The organism is Paenibacillus sp. FSL F4-0243 (assembly GCF_037963295.1).
In the GTDB taxonomy this organism is placed as follows: domain Bacteria; phylum Bacillota; class Bacilli; order Paenibacillales; family Paenibacillaceae; genus Paenibacillus_AQ.
In genome coordinates this window covers 2,589,218-2,608,704 of record NZ_CP150151.1, presented here as the reverse complement: position 1 = coordinate 2,608,704, position 19,487 = coordinate 2,589,218, and the positions used below count along the sequence as shown (strand labels likewise).

Annotated in this window: 15 protein-coding genes; 7 read left to right on the top strand and 8 right to left on the bottom strand. The window is 43.6% G+C overall.

Going from position 1 to position 19,487, the window contains the following annotated elements:
- Positions 1–43: 43 nt before the first annotated feature.
- The 3 genes from NSS87_RS11325 (at position 44) to NSS87_RS11315 (ending at position 6,270) form a co-directional block, all read left to right on the top strand.
- Positions 44–3,157, top strand: a complete 3,114-nt coding sequence (locus NSS87_RS11325) for a glycoside hydrolase family 2 TIM barrel-domain containing protein (protein WP_339247133.1) — start codon at positions 44–46, stop codon at positions 3,155–3,157.
- 291 nt (positions 3,158–3,448) lie between these two features.
- Positions 3,449–4,474 carry an ABC transporter substrate-binding protein gene (locus NSS87_RS11320; protein WP_339247132.1) on the top strand — a complete coding sequence of 342 codons (1,026 nt, stop codon included), beginning with the start codon at positions 3,449–3,451 and terminating at the stop codon, positions 4,472–4,474.
- Positions 4,475–4,614: 140 nt separating this feature from the next.
- Complete coding sequence (locus NSS87_RS11315; protein ID WP_339247130.1) at positions 4,615–6,270, top strand: AraC family transcriptional regulator; 1,656 nt, start codon at positions 4,615–4,617, stop codon at positions 6,268–6,270.
- On the opposite strand, the gene NSS87_RS11310 is transcribed toward NSS87_RS11315, so the two are convergent.
- Genes NSS87_RS11310 through NSS87_RS11295 form a run of 4 tightly spaced genes read right to left on the bottom strand, consistent with a single transcriptional unit; the run spans position 6,271 to position 9,185 of the window.
- Complete coding sequence (locus NSS87_RS11310; RefSeq protein ID WP_339247127.1) at positions 6,271–6,996, bottom strand: hypothetical protein; 726 nt, start codon at positions 6,994–6,996, stop codon at positions 6,271–6,273. It abuts the gene before it with no gap.
- Positions 6,993–7,706, bottom strand: a complete 714-nt coding sequence (locus NSS87_RS11305) for a hypothetical protein (RefSeq protein ID WP_042187031.1) — start codon at positions 7,704–7,706, stop codon at positions 6,993–6,995. Before NSS87_RS11305 ends, NSS87_RS11310 begins: the two co-directional genes overlap by 4 nt.
- A complete protein-coding gene (locus NSS87_RS11300; RefSeq protein WP_339247123.1) occupies positions 7,703–8,557 on the bottom strand; it encodes an ABC transporter ATP-binding protein in 855 nt (284 codons plus the stop codon). The genes NSS87_RS11305 and NSS87_RS11300 overlap by 4 nt, the downstream gene beginning before the upstream one ends.
- A 1-nt stretch (position 8,558) precedes the next feature.
- The gene (locus NSS87_RS11295; RefSeq protein WP_042187027.1) at positions 8,559–9,185 is read right to left on the bottom strand and encodes a TetR/AcrR family transcriptional regulator; all 627 of its coding nucleotides are present in this window, start codon (positions 9,183–9,185) and stop codon (positions 8,559–8,561) included.
- Between the two features lie 171 nt (positions 9,186–9,356).
- Between NSS87_RS11295 and NSS87_RS11290 the strand changes: the two genes are divergently transcribed.
- From NSS87_RS11290 to NSS87_RS11280, 3 genes are all read left to right on the top strand, one after another.
- Positions 9,357–10,268: a YafY family protein gene (locus tag NSS87_RS11290; RefSeq protein WP_339247120.1), complete on the top strand. Its 912-nt coding sequence runs from the start codon at positions 9,357–9,359 to the stop codon at positions 10,266–10,268.
- 79 nt (positions 10,269–10,347) lie between these two features.
- Positions 10,348–10,863, top strand: coding sequence for a DinB family protein (locus NSS87_RS11285; RefSeq protein WP_339247117.1), 516 nt, complete (start codon positions 10,348–10,350; stop codon positions 10,861–10,863).
- Positions 10,864–10,866: 3 nt separating this feature from the next.
- Positions 10,867–11,436, top strand: coding sequence for a YdeI/OmpD-associated family protein (locus tag NSS87_RS11280; RefSeq protein WP_042187021.1), 570 nt, complete (start codon positions 10,867–10,869; stop codon positions 11,434–11,436).
- Between the two features lie 136 nt (positions 11,437–11,572).
- Here the strand turns inward: NSS87_RS11280 and NSS87_RS11275 are convergent, their stop codons facing one another.
- The 3 genes from NSS87_RS11275 to uvrA all read right to left on the bottom strand — a co-directional run bounded on the left by NSS87_RS11275 (position 11,573) and on the right by uvrA (position 15,906).
- On the bottom strand, positions 11,573–12,103 hold the full coding sequence (locus NSS87_RS11275; RefSeq protein WP_339247115.1) for an HAD family hydrolase: 531 nt from the start codon (positions 12,101–12,103) through the stop codon (positions 11,573–11,575).
- 20 nt (positions 12,104–12,123) lie between these two features.
- Complete coding sequence (locus tag NSS87_RS11270; RefSeq protein WP_339247112.1) at positions 12,124–13,137, bottom strand: LacI family DNA-binding transcriptional regulator; 1,014 nt, start codon at positions 13,135–13,137, stop codon at positions 12,124–12,126.
- Positions 13,138–13,401: 264 nt separating this feature from the next.
- Positions 13,402–15,906: an excinuclease ABC subunit UvrA gene (uvrA, locus tag NSS87_RS11265; protein ID WP_339248524.1), complete on the bottom strand. Its 2,505-nt coding sequence runs from the start codon at positions 15,904–15,906 to the stop codon at positions 13,402–13,404.
- 259 nt (positions 15,907–16,165) lie between these two features.
- Here uvrA and NSS87_RS11260 point away from each other — a divergent pair, with 259 nt between their 5' ends.
- Entirely contained in the window at positions 16,166–16,603 is a 438-nt protein-coding gene (locus NSS87_RS11260; protein WP_231573481.1) for a MarR family transcriptional regulator, read from the top strand.
- A gap of 98 nt (positions 16,604–16,701) precedes the next feature.
- Here NSS87_RS11260 and NSS87_RS11255 read toward each other — a convergent pair whose 3' ends face one another.
- Entirely contained in the window at positions 16,702–19,455 is a 2,754-nt protein-coding gene (locus NSS87_RS11255; protein WP_339247109.1) for an alpha-mannosidase, read from the bottom strand.
- Positions 19,456–19,487 lie beyond the last annotated feature (32 nt).

The window sequence follows — 19,487 nt, the reverse complement described above, 5'->3', positions numbered from 1 at the left end:
AATATGAATATAATAACATCACTATTATAAAGGAGATTTACTCATGCGAGCAAAATTTGTTTACCAGCCTCCTGCAAATGGTTATCCAGAATGGAATAATAATCCGGAAATCTTCGAACTAAATCGCTTGGATGCACATGCTTCCATGATCCCTTATAGCAATCTAACGCAAGCCCTGGTGGGAGATAAAGAAACCTCACCATACTACAAAACGCTTAATGGTATTTGGAAGTTCTCTTTTTCCGAAACACCTGATCTACGGGTCGTGGATTTTTATAAAGCTGATTTCGATTGCAGCAATTGGGCTACGATTCCTGTACCTTCTCACTGGCAATTCCATGGGTATGATTACCCGCAATATACGAATGTCCGATATCCTTGGGCGGAATCTGAACCTGATCTCAAGCCACCCTTTGCTCCGACAAAATATAATCCCGTAGGCTCGTACATTCGAACCTTTACTGTACCTGAATCTTGGAACGGTCAACCTGTATACCTTAGCTTTCAGGGGGTTGAATCCGCTTTCTATGTATGGGTAAACGGAGAACGGGTCGGTTACTGTGAAGACACCTTTACACCTTCCGAGTTCGATATTACCCCTTATTTAATTGCTGATGATAATAAACTAGCTGTCGAGGTCTATCGTTGGTGTGATGCCAGTTGGCTGGAGGATCAAGATTTTTGGAGGCTTAGCGGTATTTTTCGGAAGGTCTATCTGTACACGGCCCCTTCTGTTCATGTTGCTGATTTTTTCGTTAAAACCGAGCTAGATGAAGCTTTCGTACATGCGGATTTAAACGTAAACATCAAAGTAGAGAATTATTTTAACGAGAAACTAAACCCTTATACACTCCAAATGCAGCTATACAATAAAGGGGATCAGCCTGTATGGGAGGCTCCAGTATCTACGTTTACTTCCTTTGATCAAGAGGGTGTTCAGCATTTCAAGCTTTCTGAACATGTAGAAGACCCTTATAAGTGGAGTGCTGAGACACCGTATCTGTATACATTGGTTCTCTCCATGATTGACGATAAAGGAAACACTACTGAAACGGTCAGCTGTAAGGTCGGATTCCGTACCTTTGAGATCAAAGACGGACTTATGAAGATCAACGGCAAAAGAATTGTGCTTAAAGGCGTTAACCGGCACGAGTTCTCTTGTGACACAGGACGTGCGCTATCCAAAGACGAAATGATCCGAGATATCAAACTGATGAAAACACATAATATTAATGCGGTTCGGACCTCTCACTACCCGAATCAATCTGTTTGGTATGAGCTTTGTGATGAATACGGACTTTACGTAATCGATGAAACCAATCTGGAAACGCACGGTACTTGGCAGTATGGGCAACAAGGTATACATGAGGGAAATGTACCTGCTAGCAAACCGGAATGGCGGGCCAATGTGATTGACCGTTGCAACTCCATGATGCAAAGAGACAAAAACCATCCTTCGGTTATCATCTGGTCACTGGGGAATGAGTCCTACGGTGGTGATAATTTTATCGCCATGCATGACTATCTCAGAGAAGCTGACCCGACACGACCTGTTCATTATGAAGGAATCTTCCATTGCAGAGAGTCAGAAGCAGCTAGTGATATAGAGTCGACTATGTATGCTAAACCGCACGATGTTGAAAAATATGCGCTAAGTCATCCTCTGAAGCCTTACATCATCTGCGAATACAGCCATGCTATGGGGAATTCTTGCGGTGGATTACTCCTATACACCGATATGTTTGACAAGTACGATGTATTTCAAGGTGCATTTATTTGGGATTGGGTGGATCAGGCTATCCGAACCAAAACATCCGAAGGTGTCCCATATTTAGCATATGGTGGTGATTTTGGTGAGTCGCCACATGATGGAAATTTTAGCGGAAACGGATTGCTTTTTGCCGATCGCTCGGTTACTCCAAAGCTATTTGAGGTCAAAAAATGCTATCAAAATATTAAAGTAACTGCTTTAAATATCCGTGAAGGTCTCTTTCAGATTCGTAATAATTTTTTATTTACCGATATTGAACAATACGAACTTAAATGGGAAGTTTCTTTAGACGGAGTAACTGCGCAAGAAGGTTTGCTGCAAATCTCTGCTGCACCAGGAGAAATCGTTGAATGCACTATCCCTTATGAACTGATTTCACATAGAGGTGATCATGAAGCTATTCTGAATCTCTCCTTTATTCAGCGTTCAGAAACTTCTTGGGCTGATGCTGACCACGAAATCGCTTGGGAACAGTTTATTTTATCCCCGCGTATCGTGACAAAGGCTCCAAAGACAACGGATGGAACGTTACATGTGCAGGAACATGAAGGTGCATTGACCGTACAGGGTGGGAATTTCACTCTAAACTTTAATACAACAACTGGTGAGCTAAACTCATACTATGCTGCCGGTAAAGAACATCTGCTTGAACCCGTAAGACCTAACTTCTGGAGAGCGGTCACGGATAATGATCTTGGCAATGGATTGCCAAAGCGCTGTGCAGTGTGGAAGCAGGCTTCTAATGAGCGGAATCTGTTGAGCATGAAATATAGAACTGAAGGAAATCTCTGTTTCGTTTCCACCACTTACCTTCTGCCAACGAATCCGTACTCTACCCTTCTGATTCAGTATGAGATTCGCCCTGACGGATCTTTAGAGATCCTGCAAGAACTGAATCCGGGTAGTAGCGCTCTGCCAGAAATTCCTGAGTTCGGAATGATGTTCGTGCTTGCTGGAAGACTCGATACCCTTTCATGGTACGGCCGTGGACCCCATGAGAATTATTGGGACAGACAGACTGGAGCACCTCTTGGCCGCTATACGGGCAAAGTCAGTGACCAGTTCATCCCTTATCTTAGACCGCAGGAGTGCGGCAATAAGACGGATGTCAGATTTGCTTCGATTACAGATGGCAACGACGGATCAGGACTTTATTTTGATAGTGCAATCCCTATGGAGATTAATGCTCTGCCTTGGAAACCCGAGGAATTGGAAGCACATGATCACGTATATAAATTGCCAGTCTCGAACAAAAGCGTACTGAGAGTCAACTACAAGCAAATGGGAGTTGGGGGTGACGATAGCTGGGGTGCACCAACCCACGAAGAGTTCACTCTGCCGGCTAATCGCCCATATTCATTCCGCTTCACCCTTTCTCTTCTCTAATTTTTTCTATTAAAAAGGCCGTCTCTGGTTGGTTTCTACCAAACAAGACGGCCTTCTTCTATTTATTTCAATCTCACCGACAGAGTTTTGCGTGCTCCTCAATGACTTCCTAGCCTTATCAATCTTTTTTTCTGGCTATCAACTCCAATAACAATAGGCTTGTTGTACAAATCAAATAGCCATAATGTGTTTTGTCCATTGAGTAAAAGGAAACTTTAATTTATGATAGTTTTCGTCGAGAATGATTATCATTATTGGTGATCGCTACATATTTTAGGGAGGCAATATTATATGAATAAGGTAAGACAACCGTTCGCCGTATTATGTGTACTCTTTCTGATGACCACAATACTACTCGCCTGCGGAAACTCAGGAGAACAACCAGCCAAGAACAATTCGTCGAACGCAGCCGGAAATAATACTTCAGCTACCACTGTACCTTCTCCAGAAACATCCGACAAGGGCACTAATGAAACTGCGGCAACTACTCGCTCCTACACGGATTACATAGGCCATACCGTAGAAATACCTGTTAACCCGAAGCGCGTGATTTATTCAGGAGAAACCTATGGAGATCTACTTGCACTTGGTGTGCAAGCGGTAGGATATCCACTTTCCATGGGTGAGGGTCAGGTTTTTGAAGATCAGCTACAAGGTGTCGAAGATGTAGGGTTCCCTATCAATCTGGAAAAGACGCTGGAACTTCAGCCTGATTTGATTATCTATGCAGGAACTGATGAAGCTGATTTCGAGCAGCTGTCCAAAATCGCACCCACGATAATATTTGATACATTTGCCCCACTAAATGAACGGATGCTTGATATTGGTGGAATTCTTGGGAAAACGACCGAAGCAGAGGCATGGCTGGCTAAGTATAAAACGAGTGAAGATGCCATGTGGGAACAATTAAAGGCAGCGGGCATAAAAGAAGGAGAAACAGCTTCGGTCTTTACTTATTATCCTGGTGACAGACTATTTGTTATGGCGACGACCGGACTTTCCCAAGTCCTTTATGGAGAGAATGGCTTCAAGCCAACCCCAGCAATTCAGAAGGTCCTTGATGAAGGTATGGGATTCCAGGAAGTATCCATGGAAGTGCTTAAAGAATATGCCGGAGATCGGATTTTCATTCTAACTCCTGTGGCCGATGAAGCCAAGCAATCCACAGCTACTCTATTAAAGAGTCCGATCTGGAAAGGTCTCCCTGCCGTTAAGAACGGATATGTCTATACTCAAGATATTATGAAGACTTCAAGTGATGCAACAACAAGAGAATGGCTGCTCGGTGAACTCCCACAGCTTTTGAATATGAAATAATTTTCACCTTCATGAAGCGTTTGGCACTTAGCTGATAGAAAACTGCAAGAAGCATGTCAACAGCTGTTGATATGCTTCTTTATTTTATATACAATGAATTAATTGATAATGATTCTCACCAAATGAACGGAGGCTTCCTCTTGCTGCAAACATTACCCGTCGCTGCACCGCTCCGCTCGTTGCTGTTTCAGCTGACTGATGCGGAACTACATATTCAACCGGCAGGCTCTTGCACTAAGGCTCTTTCAGCTCACTTTTATAGACTTCTAATATTCACTGGCGGTAGTGGACAGCTGATCCTTAGCGATCAAACCATAACACTGACTACAGATACATGTTATCTCCTATCTCCTGGAACTTCCTATAGCACGGACAATCAAGAGACGACTCTTTATTATTATCTCATCACTTTTACAGCAATTAATAACGCCGAGTTTCCCGAATATTATTCAGAGGAACTCCTTCCAGGTAGGCAGGAGCTAATTGTCCACCCGTTCACTAGGGTAATCCGCCTTGCGGAAGATCTGCTTATGAGCAAAAAAAATGCCGATGATGTGCATTTTTTTAAGCGGCAATTAAAATTCCAAGAATTGCTGCTCTTACTCTTTGAGCATAATTATCCTTCCGAGCAGGTGCCAAGTCCCGCGGATTCCGTGGAAAAGACCATCCAATATATGCAAGATCACTATACGGAGAGTATCACCGTGAAGCAACTGGCTGAGCTCGCAGGGATAACATTGTGGCAATATACTCCGATCTTTCAAAAGCTTACCGGAAAAAGACCGCTCGATTACCTGACCGAACTGCGCATTAACCATTCGAAGCGTTTCCTTCTGGAATCCTCTGAACCGCTGCGTGAGATTGCTCGTCTGGTTGGCTTCTCCGATGAATATTATTTTAGTCGCCGGTTTCGTCAAAAGACTGGAATTACACCCGGACAATATGCGCATCAGCAAGGTCGGAAGCTTACTGTGGAAGACTGGACTGGCCATGTGGTGGATATTCCGGAGCGTCCAAAGCGCATTGTCTACCATGGTGAGACGCTTGGCGATCTGCTCGCATTAGGTATAAAGCCTATCGGAGGAGATGAGGTCTTTGCATGGAACAGAGTCTATAAACATCGACTTAAGAAGCTCTCTAACGTTGGCTTTCCTCTGGATCCGAAGCTTACCGCTTCATTACATCCTGACCTAATTATTATAGCTAATTCAGATGATAAGGCCTATCGAGCAGTCGTCGACATCGCCCCGACACTTACCTTTGATTCATTTGCTCCACTTGAACACCGTATGCGGACACTTGGAAGCTGGTTGGGTAAGCAGCACGAAGCAGAAGCATGGCTGGATTCATTCGCAGCAAAAAATGCTGCCATGTGGCAGCAGCTTTATATGAATACTCTTCGACCTGGAGAAACAGCTTCTGCATTGATTTATGACCATGGAAATCATCTATATGCTATGGGAATGTCCGGTTTGTCTACTGCTCTCTATGCCCCTAACGGTTTACAGCCCACAGATGAGATCAAAGCGATTCTCGATGGAGAGTTAGGATTTGCAGAGGTCGATCCAGCAAGGCTGCCTTTCTACGCCGGAGATCATATCTTTATGCTTATTCCGGAACGTCAAGACTCGCGAGTTGCTATGGAGAAACTACTAGACAGCTCACTATGGAAGAATATACCCGCTGTACGTAAGGGGCAAGCTTATCTGCTTGACGGAAGCAAATGGAACTATGGAGATGCTTTAACACGTGAAAAGCTTCTAACGCTGTTGCCTAAGCTGCTTGGAGGAGGCTAATCAATCAGCTCTTTTAATAAAAATCCTGACCATGATGCTCAGAAGACTCAAGTGAAATAGAAGTCCCACCATAAAGTATGCAAGCACAATAAAACCACTAGAAGCTTCTATAACAAAAAATAACTTGGCAGGCCAATAGGTAGGAATCCACGCCCCGATAAATTGCCATGGTGATGGAACAAAATAAGCTACGATTGGTCCTGCTATAAACAGACCACCGATCTTTGATAAAGCTAATCCTTCTACCTTATTTGCAGCGAAAGAAGCTAGGAATAATGCAAAACAAGGGGCTTCAAATGCTAATAGTATAAGGATGTATATATGCTCTAATTGGAAGCTAGATAAGCCGGAGACTATAAAAAATAGCGATGAAAGAAATGTACAGAGAAGAGATGGAAGAACTAGACGATACACCATGTACCCTCTGCGCATTAATGGTGTAACCGCGTAATAAGAGATGACATTCTCATCTCTTTCATCAAGCATTAAAAGACCTGTCATCATACCGGTTAGCATGGGAAAGGTCATGACTAAGAAAATCGCAGCAAAGCTCCTATATTTATATAAATCGAAAGCATAACCGTTCGTAAGCCAATCGGCTATCATTGGAAATCCAAATCTTGAGACGACTAGAAGTGCTAAAGGAGCAAAGATGCCGACCATAAGCACTGGGTCCAAACCAGTATGCCGGATATCGCTTATAAAAAGCATACGATACTTCTTCATTTTCTTGCTCCTCCCTTACCTATGCGCATCATTACATGATTTTCGAAGGACATTTTTGCCCATACGTATATCACAACATTCCATAGCAGTAATATCGATATGGAGTAGATGTAATTGCCAAATGACATAGCCGAGGTTCCCGAACTCAACAAGCGAAGTGTTCCTTCCGTAGGAAGCCATAAAAAAAGTTTGGAGTTCCACACCTTAAAATAACCAAGCAATGGAAGTATAAAAGGCAATGCGAATACTTGTGATAGTAGAATGAAACCATTAATTGTCTGACAACGAGCCACAACTCCAATCGACAATAACGTCATAAAGCTTGACGTTAGAATGATTCCAGTAGAAAAGCCAAACGGGGATTGCGGAATCCCGCTTGCTACTACATGAATAACCCAAGCGGCTAACAGGGATAGTACAGACAATGAGCCTGCTTTTGAAAGCAAATATTCTCTAACACGAATCGGAGTAACAAATAAAGGATCATGGATGCCCTGGTCTCTTTCCAGCAGCACAATCCCCCCTGCGAGAATAAGCCCTAAAGCACTCGGATCACTAAAGGTCAATAACAACATCGTTTGTTCTCGATAATGATCAGGAATAAGATGCAGCAATACCAAATAAAACGCACAGATAATGACGTAGATCCAATAAAACCCATGCCTCCATTGAAACCGGATGTCAAAGGCAAACGCAGATCTGAATCTCATGTTAACTGCCTCCCAGTTACGTCAATAAATATTTGCTCCAAAGACGCCTCCTGCGAATGAATGGTTTCTATTGGATGTTCACGAACAAGCTTTAAGAAATATTCATTCTCCCCTATACCATCAAGTGAGAATTCCTCATTTCTAACTTCATTATGATGGCGGTATTCCAGCCGCACTCGTTTTTTTCCATTTAGAAGCTTAAGCTCCCGAGGAGAATCAATCAACTTAATCTGACCGTCTACAATAAAAGCGACCCTGTCGCAGAGCTCCTCAGCGGCTTGCATATTATGTGTTGTAATAATTACAGTTGTCCCATTTGCCTTTTTTTCCAGGATTAAATCCTTCATTCGTTTCGCATTAACGGGGTCGAGCCCGGAAGTGGGTTCATCCAGAAATAGAATTTGCGGGTTATTTAAGAGTGCTCTACAGAAATTCAGCCGCATCTTCATCCCCTTCGATAACTGGGAGACCTTCAAATTTGCAGCTTCAGTGAGATTTACTTGCTCCAGGAGAAACCTCGGTTCCGCTGTTCTCCCTGAATACAGAGAGCGAAATAGCTGCAAATTTTCCAGCGCAGTAAACTTCGAATAGAAATTTGGAAACTCAAAAGCTACCCCTATTCGCTCAAAATACTCCGGTCCGGTATTTCTTATTTCCTTGCCCATTACGTTAACGCTGCCGAGATAATTTTTTAAGACTCCAATTAGTATTTTTTGTGTTGTGCTTTTACCCGCTCCCGAAGGACCGAGAAAACCAAACACTTCTCCTTGAGGTATGGAAAAGTTAAGTCCACTAAGGGTTGGCTCTTTTATTTTTGGGTAGGTAAAATGAAGCTCCTTCACTTCGATCATTTCATACTCCCCCAGTCATATTATCTTTCAAAGAAGTCATCCCCTCAGCCAGAACCCCTATCAAAAGCTCTATAGTTGCCTGATAGCGTTCATCACCGATCTCTTCCTTATGCAAAGACAGAAGGACTACAGAGCGAATCATGCTTACGATTAATTCCGGGTCAATCCCAACCATGATACCTTCGGCTTGCCATGATTGAATGAAAGGAATAAAAAAGTCTTTATCCTCTGTAAAATTTTGTTCCAACAACTCATTAGGTAACTTTCTTAATAGCTGCTCCATTTCGCTTCTTACGAACATCTGGCGGACGATCGGACTCTCTTCCATAATGCGGAAAGATTTCAGTAAAAATAATCTGATTTCTTCCTTATTTACAGGCACGCCTACGCTAAATGAATCGAACATTGTACTACGAATTCGTTGTTCCTCTTCAAGCAATATGTGATAGAACAATTCCTCTTTCGATCCAAAGAACATGTAAAACGAACCTTGCGCAATCCCGGCAGCTTTTGTTAATTCTTCAACACTAGTTTTTTTAATGCCATGTACTTCAAAACAGCGGCGACCTTCTGTCAACAATTTATGTTTAATCCATTCTCTTTCTTGTTCTGTGAATTTCTTAGGCATACATCTCAACTCGCTTTTATGGTTTTATGAATAATTTTATTTTATATTCACAAGTTAACCCGCCAACCATATTTTGTCAATCTATTTCTCTGTAAGCGCCAAATTAGCTTGAAAAATCTATGCTATAATCATGCAGTAACACGAAATGGACTAATGGGTGGGAATACACAAATGAAATTGGAACGTTTGATTTCTATGATCTACAAGCTGTTGAACCACGAAGTTTTATCTGCCTCCAAGCTGGCTGAAGAGTTTCAGGTTTCCCAGAGAACTATCTATAGGGATATCGATGTCATTTGTGCCGCAGGCATCCCGGTCGTATCGTATCAGGGAACTAAAGGCGGATATGGCATCATGGACGGATATAAAATGGATAAAAGCCTGCTCCGTTCTTATGATGTCACTTCTTTGATTACCGTGCTGAACAGTCTCTCTTCCGTGTTTGAAGACGAACAAGCGCAAGGAACCATTGAACGGCTGCAAACGATTGGAACAGAACAACAGACTTCTAGTCTAGCGGTGGATTTTGAAACACGTCGTATGGATCCCGATGCACTTTCTCTTTTACGTACGGCTATTACGGAACGAAATATCGTCCGTTTTGATTACATCAATGTAAAAAACGAACGCACAGCCCGTAATATGGAACCAGTAAAGCTTCATTTTAAATATAGCAACTGGTACATCTATGGTTATTGCCAGGAACGACAGGATTATCGAGAGTTCCGGCTATCCCGGATGATGAATTTGCTTCTGACACAGAATACCTTTCATTCCCAACATGAGGTACCCATAGAGGCCGTTTGTTCAAACAGGGTCGATCAGGTTGAGGAAGTCGTGATCCGGGTGGGACCTGAGGCTTTGGCAGAAGCGCTGGATCAATTTCACCAGGTAGATAAGGAATTTCATACCAATGAGAGCATGACGATGCGAATTCCTGTGTATAAACCATTGGAAGCCCGCTGGCTATGGTCAATTCTGCTAAGTTTCGGCAGCGGCGCTGAAGTCCTCGAGCCTCTTGCACTGCGAGGTATCTTAAAAAAGCAGTTGCAAAATACCCTAAATCTTTATGAAGAAGTATGACAGTCTGCTGTCATACTTCTTCTTTTATATTAACAACAGCTACAAAATAATCTATCACAACTCAAAAGGAGATCATACAATGACCAATCATCCAGTAGAAATGTTTAATTACCACATTTGGGCGAACCAAACGATCTTGGGAAGAATCAAGGAACTCTCTCCCTCTGTGCTAAATCAAGAAGTGAATAGCTCTTTTCCCACCATCGCTCATGCCCTTAGCCATATCTATGCGGTGGATACGATGTGGTATCTGGTTTTAACAGGCACTGGTATGCCTGAGGCTTTTCAAAAAAGTATCCCGCTAAATATGAGCATTCTAGATTCGGTTGATGAATACGCTAATCTTTTTGCCCAGCTATCTGAACAATACAAAGAATGGATACAAAACCAAACCGATTTGGAGAAGACTATTCTACTTGATAACCCATTCGCTGGAATCCGGCAAACACGTCTATCAGAAATTGTGCTGCATACCGCCAATCACGGGACTTATCATAGAGGTAATATATCTACTATGTTACGTCAGTTAGGACACGCTTCTACCATGAACGACTATTCCCTTTTTTGGTATCAGATGCCTGCGGAAGCTATTTAATTTATGCAGATTGAAAATCTAATTAAAGTGAAATCGAGAGAACATTTAAGAGCTTGGCTTCAGGAAAATTGTAAGACTGAAAAATCTTGTTGGGTACTCGTAAGTATGACGCCAACCCCAGAAACATTGCTATATTTGGATGTGGTTGAGGAATGTTTGTGCTTTGGATGGATCGATGGAGTGAAAAAGAAAGTTTCTGAAACGGAGCTGGCGCAGCGACTGTCTCCCAGAAGCAAACGAAGCTCTTGGACAGAATTAAATAAAGAACGTGTCCGCCGCCTCGAAAAACTGGGGTTAATGAGTGACGAAGGAAGAAAGTTACTTCCCGATATGAATCTCGCTTCTTTTAAAGTCGATAGGGTTATAGAACAAAGGTTAAAAGAGGAGCAGCAGGTATTTGAGAACTTCTTAACCTTTCCCGCTCTTTATAAAAGAGTCAGGATCGACACGATACAAAGCAATACACATCAACCAGAATTATTTAAGCGTAAATTAGATAAATTTATAAAAAACACTAAAGAAAATAAAATGTACGGTCAATGGCATGATCATGGACGGCTTCTAAATTATTAAACTGCTAGATCATAAGAATGCTTTGTAACTCTTGCAGATTGATTAATAAAGATGAGAAACCCAGTCATTCTCATGACCTTGGGTTTCTCTTTTTATATTTAAATATGGAAAAATAGCATAATGAACGACTTCCAGCTTACTTGAGCTCAGCGTTCAGCCTCTCAATCAACTCTAGCAATTGCAGCGGCTCACTAACTGTATACGTCGGACGCTCAGTCTCATCTGCCGGCTCATGGGAATAACGGGGCGTCCAGCTCTGAAAAATGCTGGTGATGCCTAGCGCATTGGCCCCCTTCATGTCACGGCTAAGATTGTTGCCAATCATAACGGTACGGGAGAAATCCGCTTCAGACAAATCAAGCGCACCAATAGCAGCCTTAAACATGCGCGGGCTTGGCTTGACTGCTTTGATATTCTCGGAAATAATCATGGCGCTGAAATAATCGCTTAGTCCATGCTGCTTAAATACATTTTTGAAGGATTGCGCATCACCGTCTGCAACCAGAGCAAGCGTGTATCCTCTCTCATACAGGGTCTGAATCGTGATATCTGCTCCCGGAATCAGATCCGCACTCTGTACGATTCCTTCTTCATCCCTAATTTCAGTCGATTCATCAACAATGGTATCTCCGCTGTCAAAAAAGATAATTAACCTTTTCTCGTCCATGTTCTCAATAACCGTCCTCTTTATTTAATGGGTGAGTTGCCTGTGGATTCTCGGATCACCAGTTCAGGCTGCAATACAATTCTTTGCTTGATATCATCTGTATGATCCAGACTGCCGATCAGCAAATCAAATGCCATCTTCACCATCTGATTCATCGGTTGAGCAATAGTTGTTAACGTTGGATTCGTCACGGTTGACAGAATGGTATCGTCAAAACCAATGATAGAAAGCTGTTCCGGTACAGATATTCTCTCTTCCTTCGCAGCCTGGAGTGCGCCGATGGCAAGCAAGTCGTTGCAACAGAATAATGCTGTCGGACGCTCCGCGCCGCGGAGAATCTCGGATGCTACCCGTTTACCGTCTTTGATATTCGACTCACACGCAAAGATATTCTTCGGGTCCAGTGAAATTCCAGCCTCAAATAATCCAAAGCGGAAACCCCTGACCCGCTCAAAGCTGCTGCATACATTGAAATCCTCGGACAAAACCGCCATTTTGCGATGACCTTTTTCAAGCAAATGTTCAGCGGCAATAGTGCCTCCTTTGAAGTCATCGTTCAATACACGGTGGACAGCTATATCTGCGGTCTCCCGCGCAATCATAACAATGGGGAAGGATTTCTCTACATGCAGCGCCAAGATATCCGCATTTCCCACACCTGTTCCGATCAGAATACCGTCAACATTTTTTTGCTCCAACAGCCGAATGTATTTCTCTACGCGTTCATCTTTGTTATCTGTGCTGCACACAATAACACTATACCCCTCGGAGTGTGCCAGATCCTCTACGGTTCTAGCTATCTCGGAAAAAAAGGGATTCGAGACATCTGGAATAAGAAGACCAATGGTATAGGTCTTCTTCCCCATTAGTGCCGAAGCAATGACACTGGGCTGATATTGCAGCCGCTTCATCACCTCAAGGATTTCATCTCGCTTCTTGTTGCTTACTTTTCCTTTACTGTTAATCGCATTGGAGACGGTAGCAATTGATACGCCCGCTTCCCTGGCAACATCATATATCGTGGTCGTTTTCATGGCATTAACCTCATTATAAATATTAAGTGGATTGGAGTCTTTGCATCCTCCCTTCACATAAGTTAAGCGCTTAACCTAATGTTACTATGACGACAGCAATAAATTCAATTCATTTTTCGTGGAGGTTTAGATGCTTCGTCTTCTGCCGCTCAATGCTAGGCTTGGTGAATACGCCGGAACACACAAAGAAGTGCCCCGAAGCCATGAATTGTATGGCTTCGGGGCACTCTCTTTTTTCCAAATGGATATCTGATTTAAAATGAATTAAAGCCCCTCAGCCAGAATCCGTTTCAAGAACATCCCTGTATAAGATTCCTGTACTTCAGCGACCTGCTCCGGTGTGCCTTCAGCTACAAGCCTACCTCCAACTGTCCCCCCTTCAGGGCCAATGTCCATCACCCAGTCAGACTCCCGAATCAGTTCTAAGCTGTGCTCCACAACAACAACCGTATTTCCCGTATCTACCAATTTGCTCAATAAGGTATGAAGTTGCTTGATGTCTGACGGATGTAGACCTGTCGTTGGTTCATCGAGCAAATAGAGCGTATGATTTTTAGATGGCTTGCTCAGCTCTTTGGCCAGCCTCATCCGTTGTCCTTCGCCGCCTGATAAGGTTTTGACAGATTGTCCCCATTTAAGGTATCCAAGACCCACCTCACATAACGTCTCAATAATACCGGCCATTTTGGCCTCCGACTTAAGAATCGGCAAGCTTTCCTGTATAGACATATCCAACAGATCTGAGATAGAGAAGCCATCATACTTCACCTGTAAGACCTCATCCGTAAACCGTCTTCCTTTGCAGGCGTGACACTTTACTTCTAGATCAGGCAGAAAGTTCATGTCTACGGACAATACACCAAGTCCCTGACAGGTTTCGCACCGTCCCCCCGGTGTGTTAAAGGAGAAATGCTTGGAGGTCAGTTTTCTTTTCTTCGCCTCTGGCAAAGCCGCAAATAACTGACGCAGATGTGTAAATACATCGCTATAGGTCGCTACATTAGAACGCTGCATTCTACCCATGGGTGATTGGTCAAAGATCACAATGCTCCCGACTTCACCTAAACCCGTAATCTCCTTACAGCCTGTTTGTTCATGACCATTAGAGCTTCCTTGCGCAAGAATATCAAATATAAGCGTAGACTTACCCGAACCCGAAACCCCTGTTACAGATACAAGACAACCAAGTGGAATGGAGACTTCTTGAATATCAATATTCCGGTACTGTGCCTGCCGGATAGTGATCTGCTTTCCGTTCCCTTTTCGGCGAATACGTGTGGGAACTTCGAGACGCTCTTCTCTGAGATAAGCTCCTGTAACCGAAAGCTCGCTTGCCATCAAATCTTCTAAACCACCTTCACCAACAACGATTCCACCATGCAATCCAGCACCTGGACCCATATCAATAATATGATCCGCAGCACGCATCATCTCAATATCATGTTCAATAACGAGCACAGTATTCCCAAGATCACGCAGCTCCTGAAGCACACGAATAAGGCCAACTGTATCCCGAGGATGTAGTCCCGTCGTCGGTTCATCCAGAATGTATAACACACCGGTCAACCCTGAACCCAGCAGTGATGCTAGACGCAGGCGCTGTGCTTCCCCGCCAGATAAAGAGACTGTCTGCCGGTTCATGGAAAGATAACCTAGGCCAACATCGATAATCCGCTTTAGTCTAGTAGGCATATCATGAAGGATCGGTTCAAGTAGATGTAGTCCTTCGGCAGGCAGTGCCGCCTCCAGTCCTTTCGTCCACTCATATACCTCACTAAGCGACCAGTCGGATACATCTATGATCGATGCGTCAGCTACTCGAACTAGACGAACTTCTTTTTTCAGGCGAGCTCCTAGGCATTCCGGGCATTGCTGCTCATGAAAAAATCCGCCATCTTTCTCCTGCGTACCAGCCTCCCCTTCCTTCTCCTTATACCGCCGCCACAAACCGGGTATAACACCTTCAAACTTCGTCCCTTGGATTGGCTTAATATTAGGGAAATGGCGTTTAAAAGCTTCACTCTCCACACCGTAGTAGAGCAAATCACGCTGAATCTCACCGTAATCCTTCAACGGTTGATCCGGGTCAAACACAAATCTGAAATGTTTTCCCGCCGCTACTAATATCCGCATCTGTATATCCCGATGAACGCCATTCAGAGAAGCTACTCCCCCCTCTTTCATGCTAAGCTCTGGATTAAATACCGCTGCTTCATTTATAGTCGCCACAGACCCAAGTCCACCACAAGCTTCACAAGCCCCTTCCGGTTTATTGAAGGAAAAATGTGACATGCCAAGTTTCTCAAGCTCAGCTCCGCAATGCGGACAGCCCATCGACTGACCTTCCATTTCCTCGTCTTCTTCTATTAGTAGCCCCCTCGCTTCAAAAGAAGGTGGTATGCTACCCTTGCAAGAAGGGCAAATCCGCTCCCCTAATCTAGAAAAAATAAACCTGACAAAGGTATAGATGTCAGTTACAGTCCCTACTGTCGAGCGTGGATTACGATTCGTAACATGCTGTCCAACGCTAATGGATGGAGACAGTCCAACAATGGACTCGACCTTTGGTTTACTGATCGTATCTGAAGTCATGCCCATGGAATCTAAATACTGTCTTTGGCATTCCCGCTGAAGTGTATCCATAGCTAACGTCGATTTTCCTGATCCCGAAGGTCCCGTCAGAACAACAAGCTTATACTTAGGAATCGTGAGCGAGACATTCTTCAGATTGTTCTCTCGTGCACCTTTAATAACAATAGCTTCTTTCACCATGATTCCCCTCTCAATTAAAGCAATCACACTAGATATATCTCTTATCCATAACCATTTACGAATGCTGTCATACTACTTTTTTTGCAAAAGTATGCTTAATTCGATAGAATGTATTTGTAAAATAACACATTTTAAAATAACTTCATAATCAAATATCTCGATTGACGAGATATAAAGATTTTAAAAGGGGCGTTATCCTTTGTCAAGCCATGAACAAGCACAACCTACACCAGAGCAAGAACAATTCACCTTACTCATGCGTGGTCTGGGAACCCGAACGGTGGTATACCAGCAAAACGTAGCCGCCTCTCTTGGGTTATACAATAATGATTTTTTGTCTGTGGATATCCTGCGTGAAAAAGGCCCCATTACCGCTGGAGAGCTGTCCAAACTAACTGGACTTGCCACAGGTAGCGTTACTGCATTAATAGATCGTCTCGAAAAAAACGGATACGTTCGCAGACAAAATGACCCTAATGATCGCCGTAAAGTAATTATTGTCCCGTTGTATGAAAATAAAGAAGATGTCATTGACACGTACATGCCACTTCATACCGCTATGGTTAAATTGGCTGCTTCCTATACGGATGAAGAACTTGCCCTCATTTCACAATTTTTAGGCAAAGCCAGCACCGTTCTAGACGAGCAGATTGATCATCTCAGTTCCCCAACGCGTAGTAAGTCTTCTTCTTAAAGCTCATAGTTATAAACTTAAAAGGACGATAACCAAAGAGTCGAATGACTTTTGGTTATCGTCCTTTTGTTAAATTATAAGAAAAAAATAAGTTAATTCTATCTCCGAATACCAATCGTTACAATTTCGCATGGACCGATCTGTAAGGCCGAACTACCTTTCTCTTCGCTAGAGAGTGGGTGGCTCTCCTCTTCCAGGATCGACGTCTTATAGAAATACTTCTGCGGTATCGTTGAACGGATGGTCAGGTCGGTACTTTGCTGACTCATGTTGTACCAGCGAAGCAGTAGGTCTCCAGTCTGCTCGTTCATTTTTAGAGAGGAAAATGCGAGCTCCTGACTCTCCCATTCGAATGGAGTATACACCGGAGCAATCGCTCCTTCATGTACATCAGTCTGACATACGACCCAAGGAATCTGGAATTGATAAGCTTCAGCAAAAGCACCTGAGGTTATACCATCTCCTGTGTGTGGGATGAGCTCCATACGTACAACATGCTCTCCGAGACATTGCGCTTCTGGAGTTGGGAACAAACCCCAGTCTCCCAATTCACCCACGCTACGGAGTAATGTAATCGCAATGGTGTTACGACCATCTCTTAATACTTCATATTCATTTAATCCAAAGTTAGCGACGGTTAGACCGGCTGTTTCATTACTGATATCAACAAAGGCCTGCTGATGCTGCGTGTTACTCGGATTCATCCATTCTGTAGCTGGCTCAATATTCCGCTCCGCAACCTCAAACATCGAATCCACATGATGTGTGGCGGCGTTCAAATCTGTCGGAAATAGCGCACGAATCCGGTGATCTTTGGCTTTATTGTCTATCGTCGTTTCGATATGCAGCCCTTTCCCGCCCCGCTCCAAGCCAATTACGGTACGAAGTTTAAGAATGACTGTGTCACTACTGCGCTGCGCTTTCCGCTCCGGGTAGTACACAAGGGCACGCTGTTCCTCGTCCAGCTTATTATCTGCTGAGGCTGGAATCTCCCAGTCATGCTTAATTTCCACAGATACTCGATAAGGTGTATTTTCCAAAACGCAAATATTCGCCTGTAGTCCCTTGGTCGTTAAAGCTTGTTCACCCTCTGGCTGTTTATACATGTATTCATTCCCGATATCACCTGTGTTCTCATACACACCAAGATCCCGGTAGGTCATGCCACTGGCTTTGTCACTTAGCGTAAATGAACCATTATCATGGATCACTACTTTGATGGCCTCATTCTCCAACACCCGATCCCCTTGAAGCAAAGATTCAGGAGCTATAGGCAACCCTGCGTTAGCACGACGAACCCACGCATATGCACGAAGACCCAGCGCCGGAACTTGCACAGCTTCAAAGGTAAGTCTTACTCGGCGGCACATATAGGGCTGGCGGAATTTATCGTCAGGCAAATCATAACCAAACTGAAGACCCAAATCCTCCATCTGGCATGTAATGGTATTCCCTTGATCGTCTACTAATTCACGACCGTTTAAGTCAATATCTTTCATACGGCTGGCCGTTTCTTCTAGAGAGAAACCCTCTCTCAAATATAGACGTGCCGCATCAATTTCTATGCTCACTGTACCCGTGCGTCTCCACCCTGTCATATTCATGACTACTAACGGAAGCACTTCTTCACCATATGCTGCAAAACCGGACGTATTCACAGCTTCAGCGATCATGCGCTTACTATCATCAACAATGGTCTCTGCTACATGACGGCTTTTATCAAAGCGTGTTACCATTTCGCGATGTACCTCATCCACGCTGCAGCCACAAATGCTGTCGTGAGGATGGTTCTGCATTAACGTCTTCCAGGCATAGGTGAACAGATGATGAGGGTAATCTTTGCCCAATACATGTGCGAATGAAGCGAGTGGCTCAGCCACCTTTTCAAGCAAGACTTGCCCTTCCTGATTCATCTGTTTCAAATAGACACGAGCAGATGCAGTATTCACTAACGTCCCCCATCCGTCAGTGTGCTGGCTCCGCAGTTCGCCCTTTACGGTCGACAAGTTGTTGTGATCCATTACATCTTCTACAGCTTTAAGGTAATCAGGGAAGTTGGAATGGATAAATTCCATATCTGGATATAACCGCTTCGCAGTTTCAATAGCCTCCGGCAAATCCAGTTGAGCCGGTTGATGATCGCAGCCGTTCATGAATAATAACTCGCCTGTAGAGGCAAATTTCCGAGCATCTGCTAACTTCTTCTCCCAGAACTCTTTTGCCTCTGCTTCATTCACTGGCACTTCGTTTCCGTTCGAATACCAATTCGCAAATAGAATTCCAAGTACTTTCGATCCATCCGGACCTTCCCATATCAGCTCAGAGAACGAAGATTCATATCCACCGTCCGATACTGTATTGTTGAATCCAGTCGGCTTTACACCTCTTCCAAAAAAGGCATTATTGATGCCTGATTGCTTCATTAATTGTGGAGTCTGACCCACTAGACCAAAGGTGTCCGGAAAATAACCGATCTTAGAAGGTTCACCGTAACGCTTCGAATCCTGATGACCAATCTGCATATTACGTACATTTGCCTCTCCGCTGGTAAGGAAAGCATCTTGCAGAATATACCAAGGTCCAATCAGAAGACGACCTTCCGTAATATGTTTTTGTAGACGATCTTGATTCTCGGGACGAACTTGAAGATAATCTTCCAGAATGATTGTCTGTCCGTCAAGATAAAAACTCTTAAATTCACCATCCTCATCCAATCGATCCAGCAATTCATCGACCAGTTTAATCAGGCGTACATGATGCTTTTCATATGGAAGATACCATTCCCGGTCCCAGTGAGTATGAGAAATAATATGGGCAGTCTGAGGTTTAATAGATTTATTTGAGCTATCCAATGTGAAGACCTCCTTATATGCAATACGTACTC

Coding starts and splice junctions, on each gene's coding strand:
- NSS87_RS11325 (WP_339247133.1), top strand. CDS start 44: ATGCGAGCAAAATTTGTTTACCAGCCTCCTGCAAATGGTTATCCAGAA.
- NSS87_RS11320 (WP_339247132.1), top strand. CDS start 3,449: ATGAATAAGGTAAGACAACCGTTCGCCGTATTATGTGTACTCTTTCTG.
- NSS87_RS11310 (WP_339247127.1), bottom strand. CDS start 6,996: ATGAAGAAGTATCGTATGCTTTTTATAAGCGATATCCGGCATACTGGT.
- NSS87_RS11305 (WP_042187031.1), bottom strand. CDS start 7,706: ATGAGATTCAGATCTGCGTTTGCCTTTGACATCCGGTTTCAATGGAGG.
- NSS87_RS11300 (WP_339247123.1), bottom strand. CDS start 8,557: ATGATCGAAGTGAAGGAGCTTCATTTTACCTACCCAAAAATAAAAGAG.
- NSS87_RS11295 (WP_042187027.1), bottom strand. CDS start 9,185: ATGCCTAAGAAATTCACAGAACAAGAAAGAGAATGGATTAAACATAAA.
- NSS87_RS11290 (WP_339247120.1), top strand. CDS start 9,357: ATGAAATTGGAACGTTTGATTTCTATGATCTACAAGCTGTTGAACCAC.
- NSS87_RS11285 (WP_339247117.1), top strand. CDS start 10,348: ATGACCAATCATCCAGTAGAAATGTTTAATTACCACATTTGGGCGAAC.
- NSS87_RS11280 (WP_042187021.1), top strand. CDS start 10,867: ATGCAGATTGAAAATCTAATTAAAGTGAAATCGAGAGAACATTTAAGA.
- NSS87_RS11275 (WP_339247115.1), bottom strand. CDS start 12,103: ATGGACGAGAAAAGGTTAATTATCTTTTTTGACAGCGGAGATACCATT.
- NSS87_RS11270 (WP_339247112.1), bottom strand. CDS start 13,137: ATGAAAACGACCACGATATATGATGTTGCCAGGGAAGCGGGCGTATCA.
- NSS87_RS11260 (WP_231573481.1), top strand. CDS start 16,166: ATGCGTGGTCTGGGAACCCGAACGGTGGTATACCAGCAAAACGTAGCC.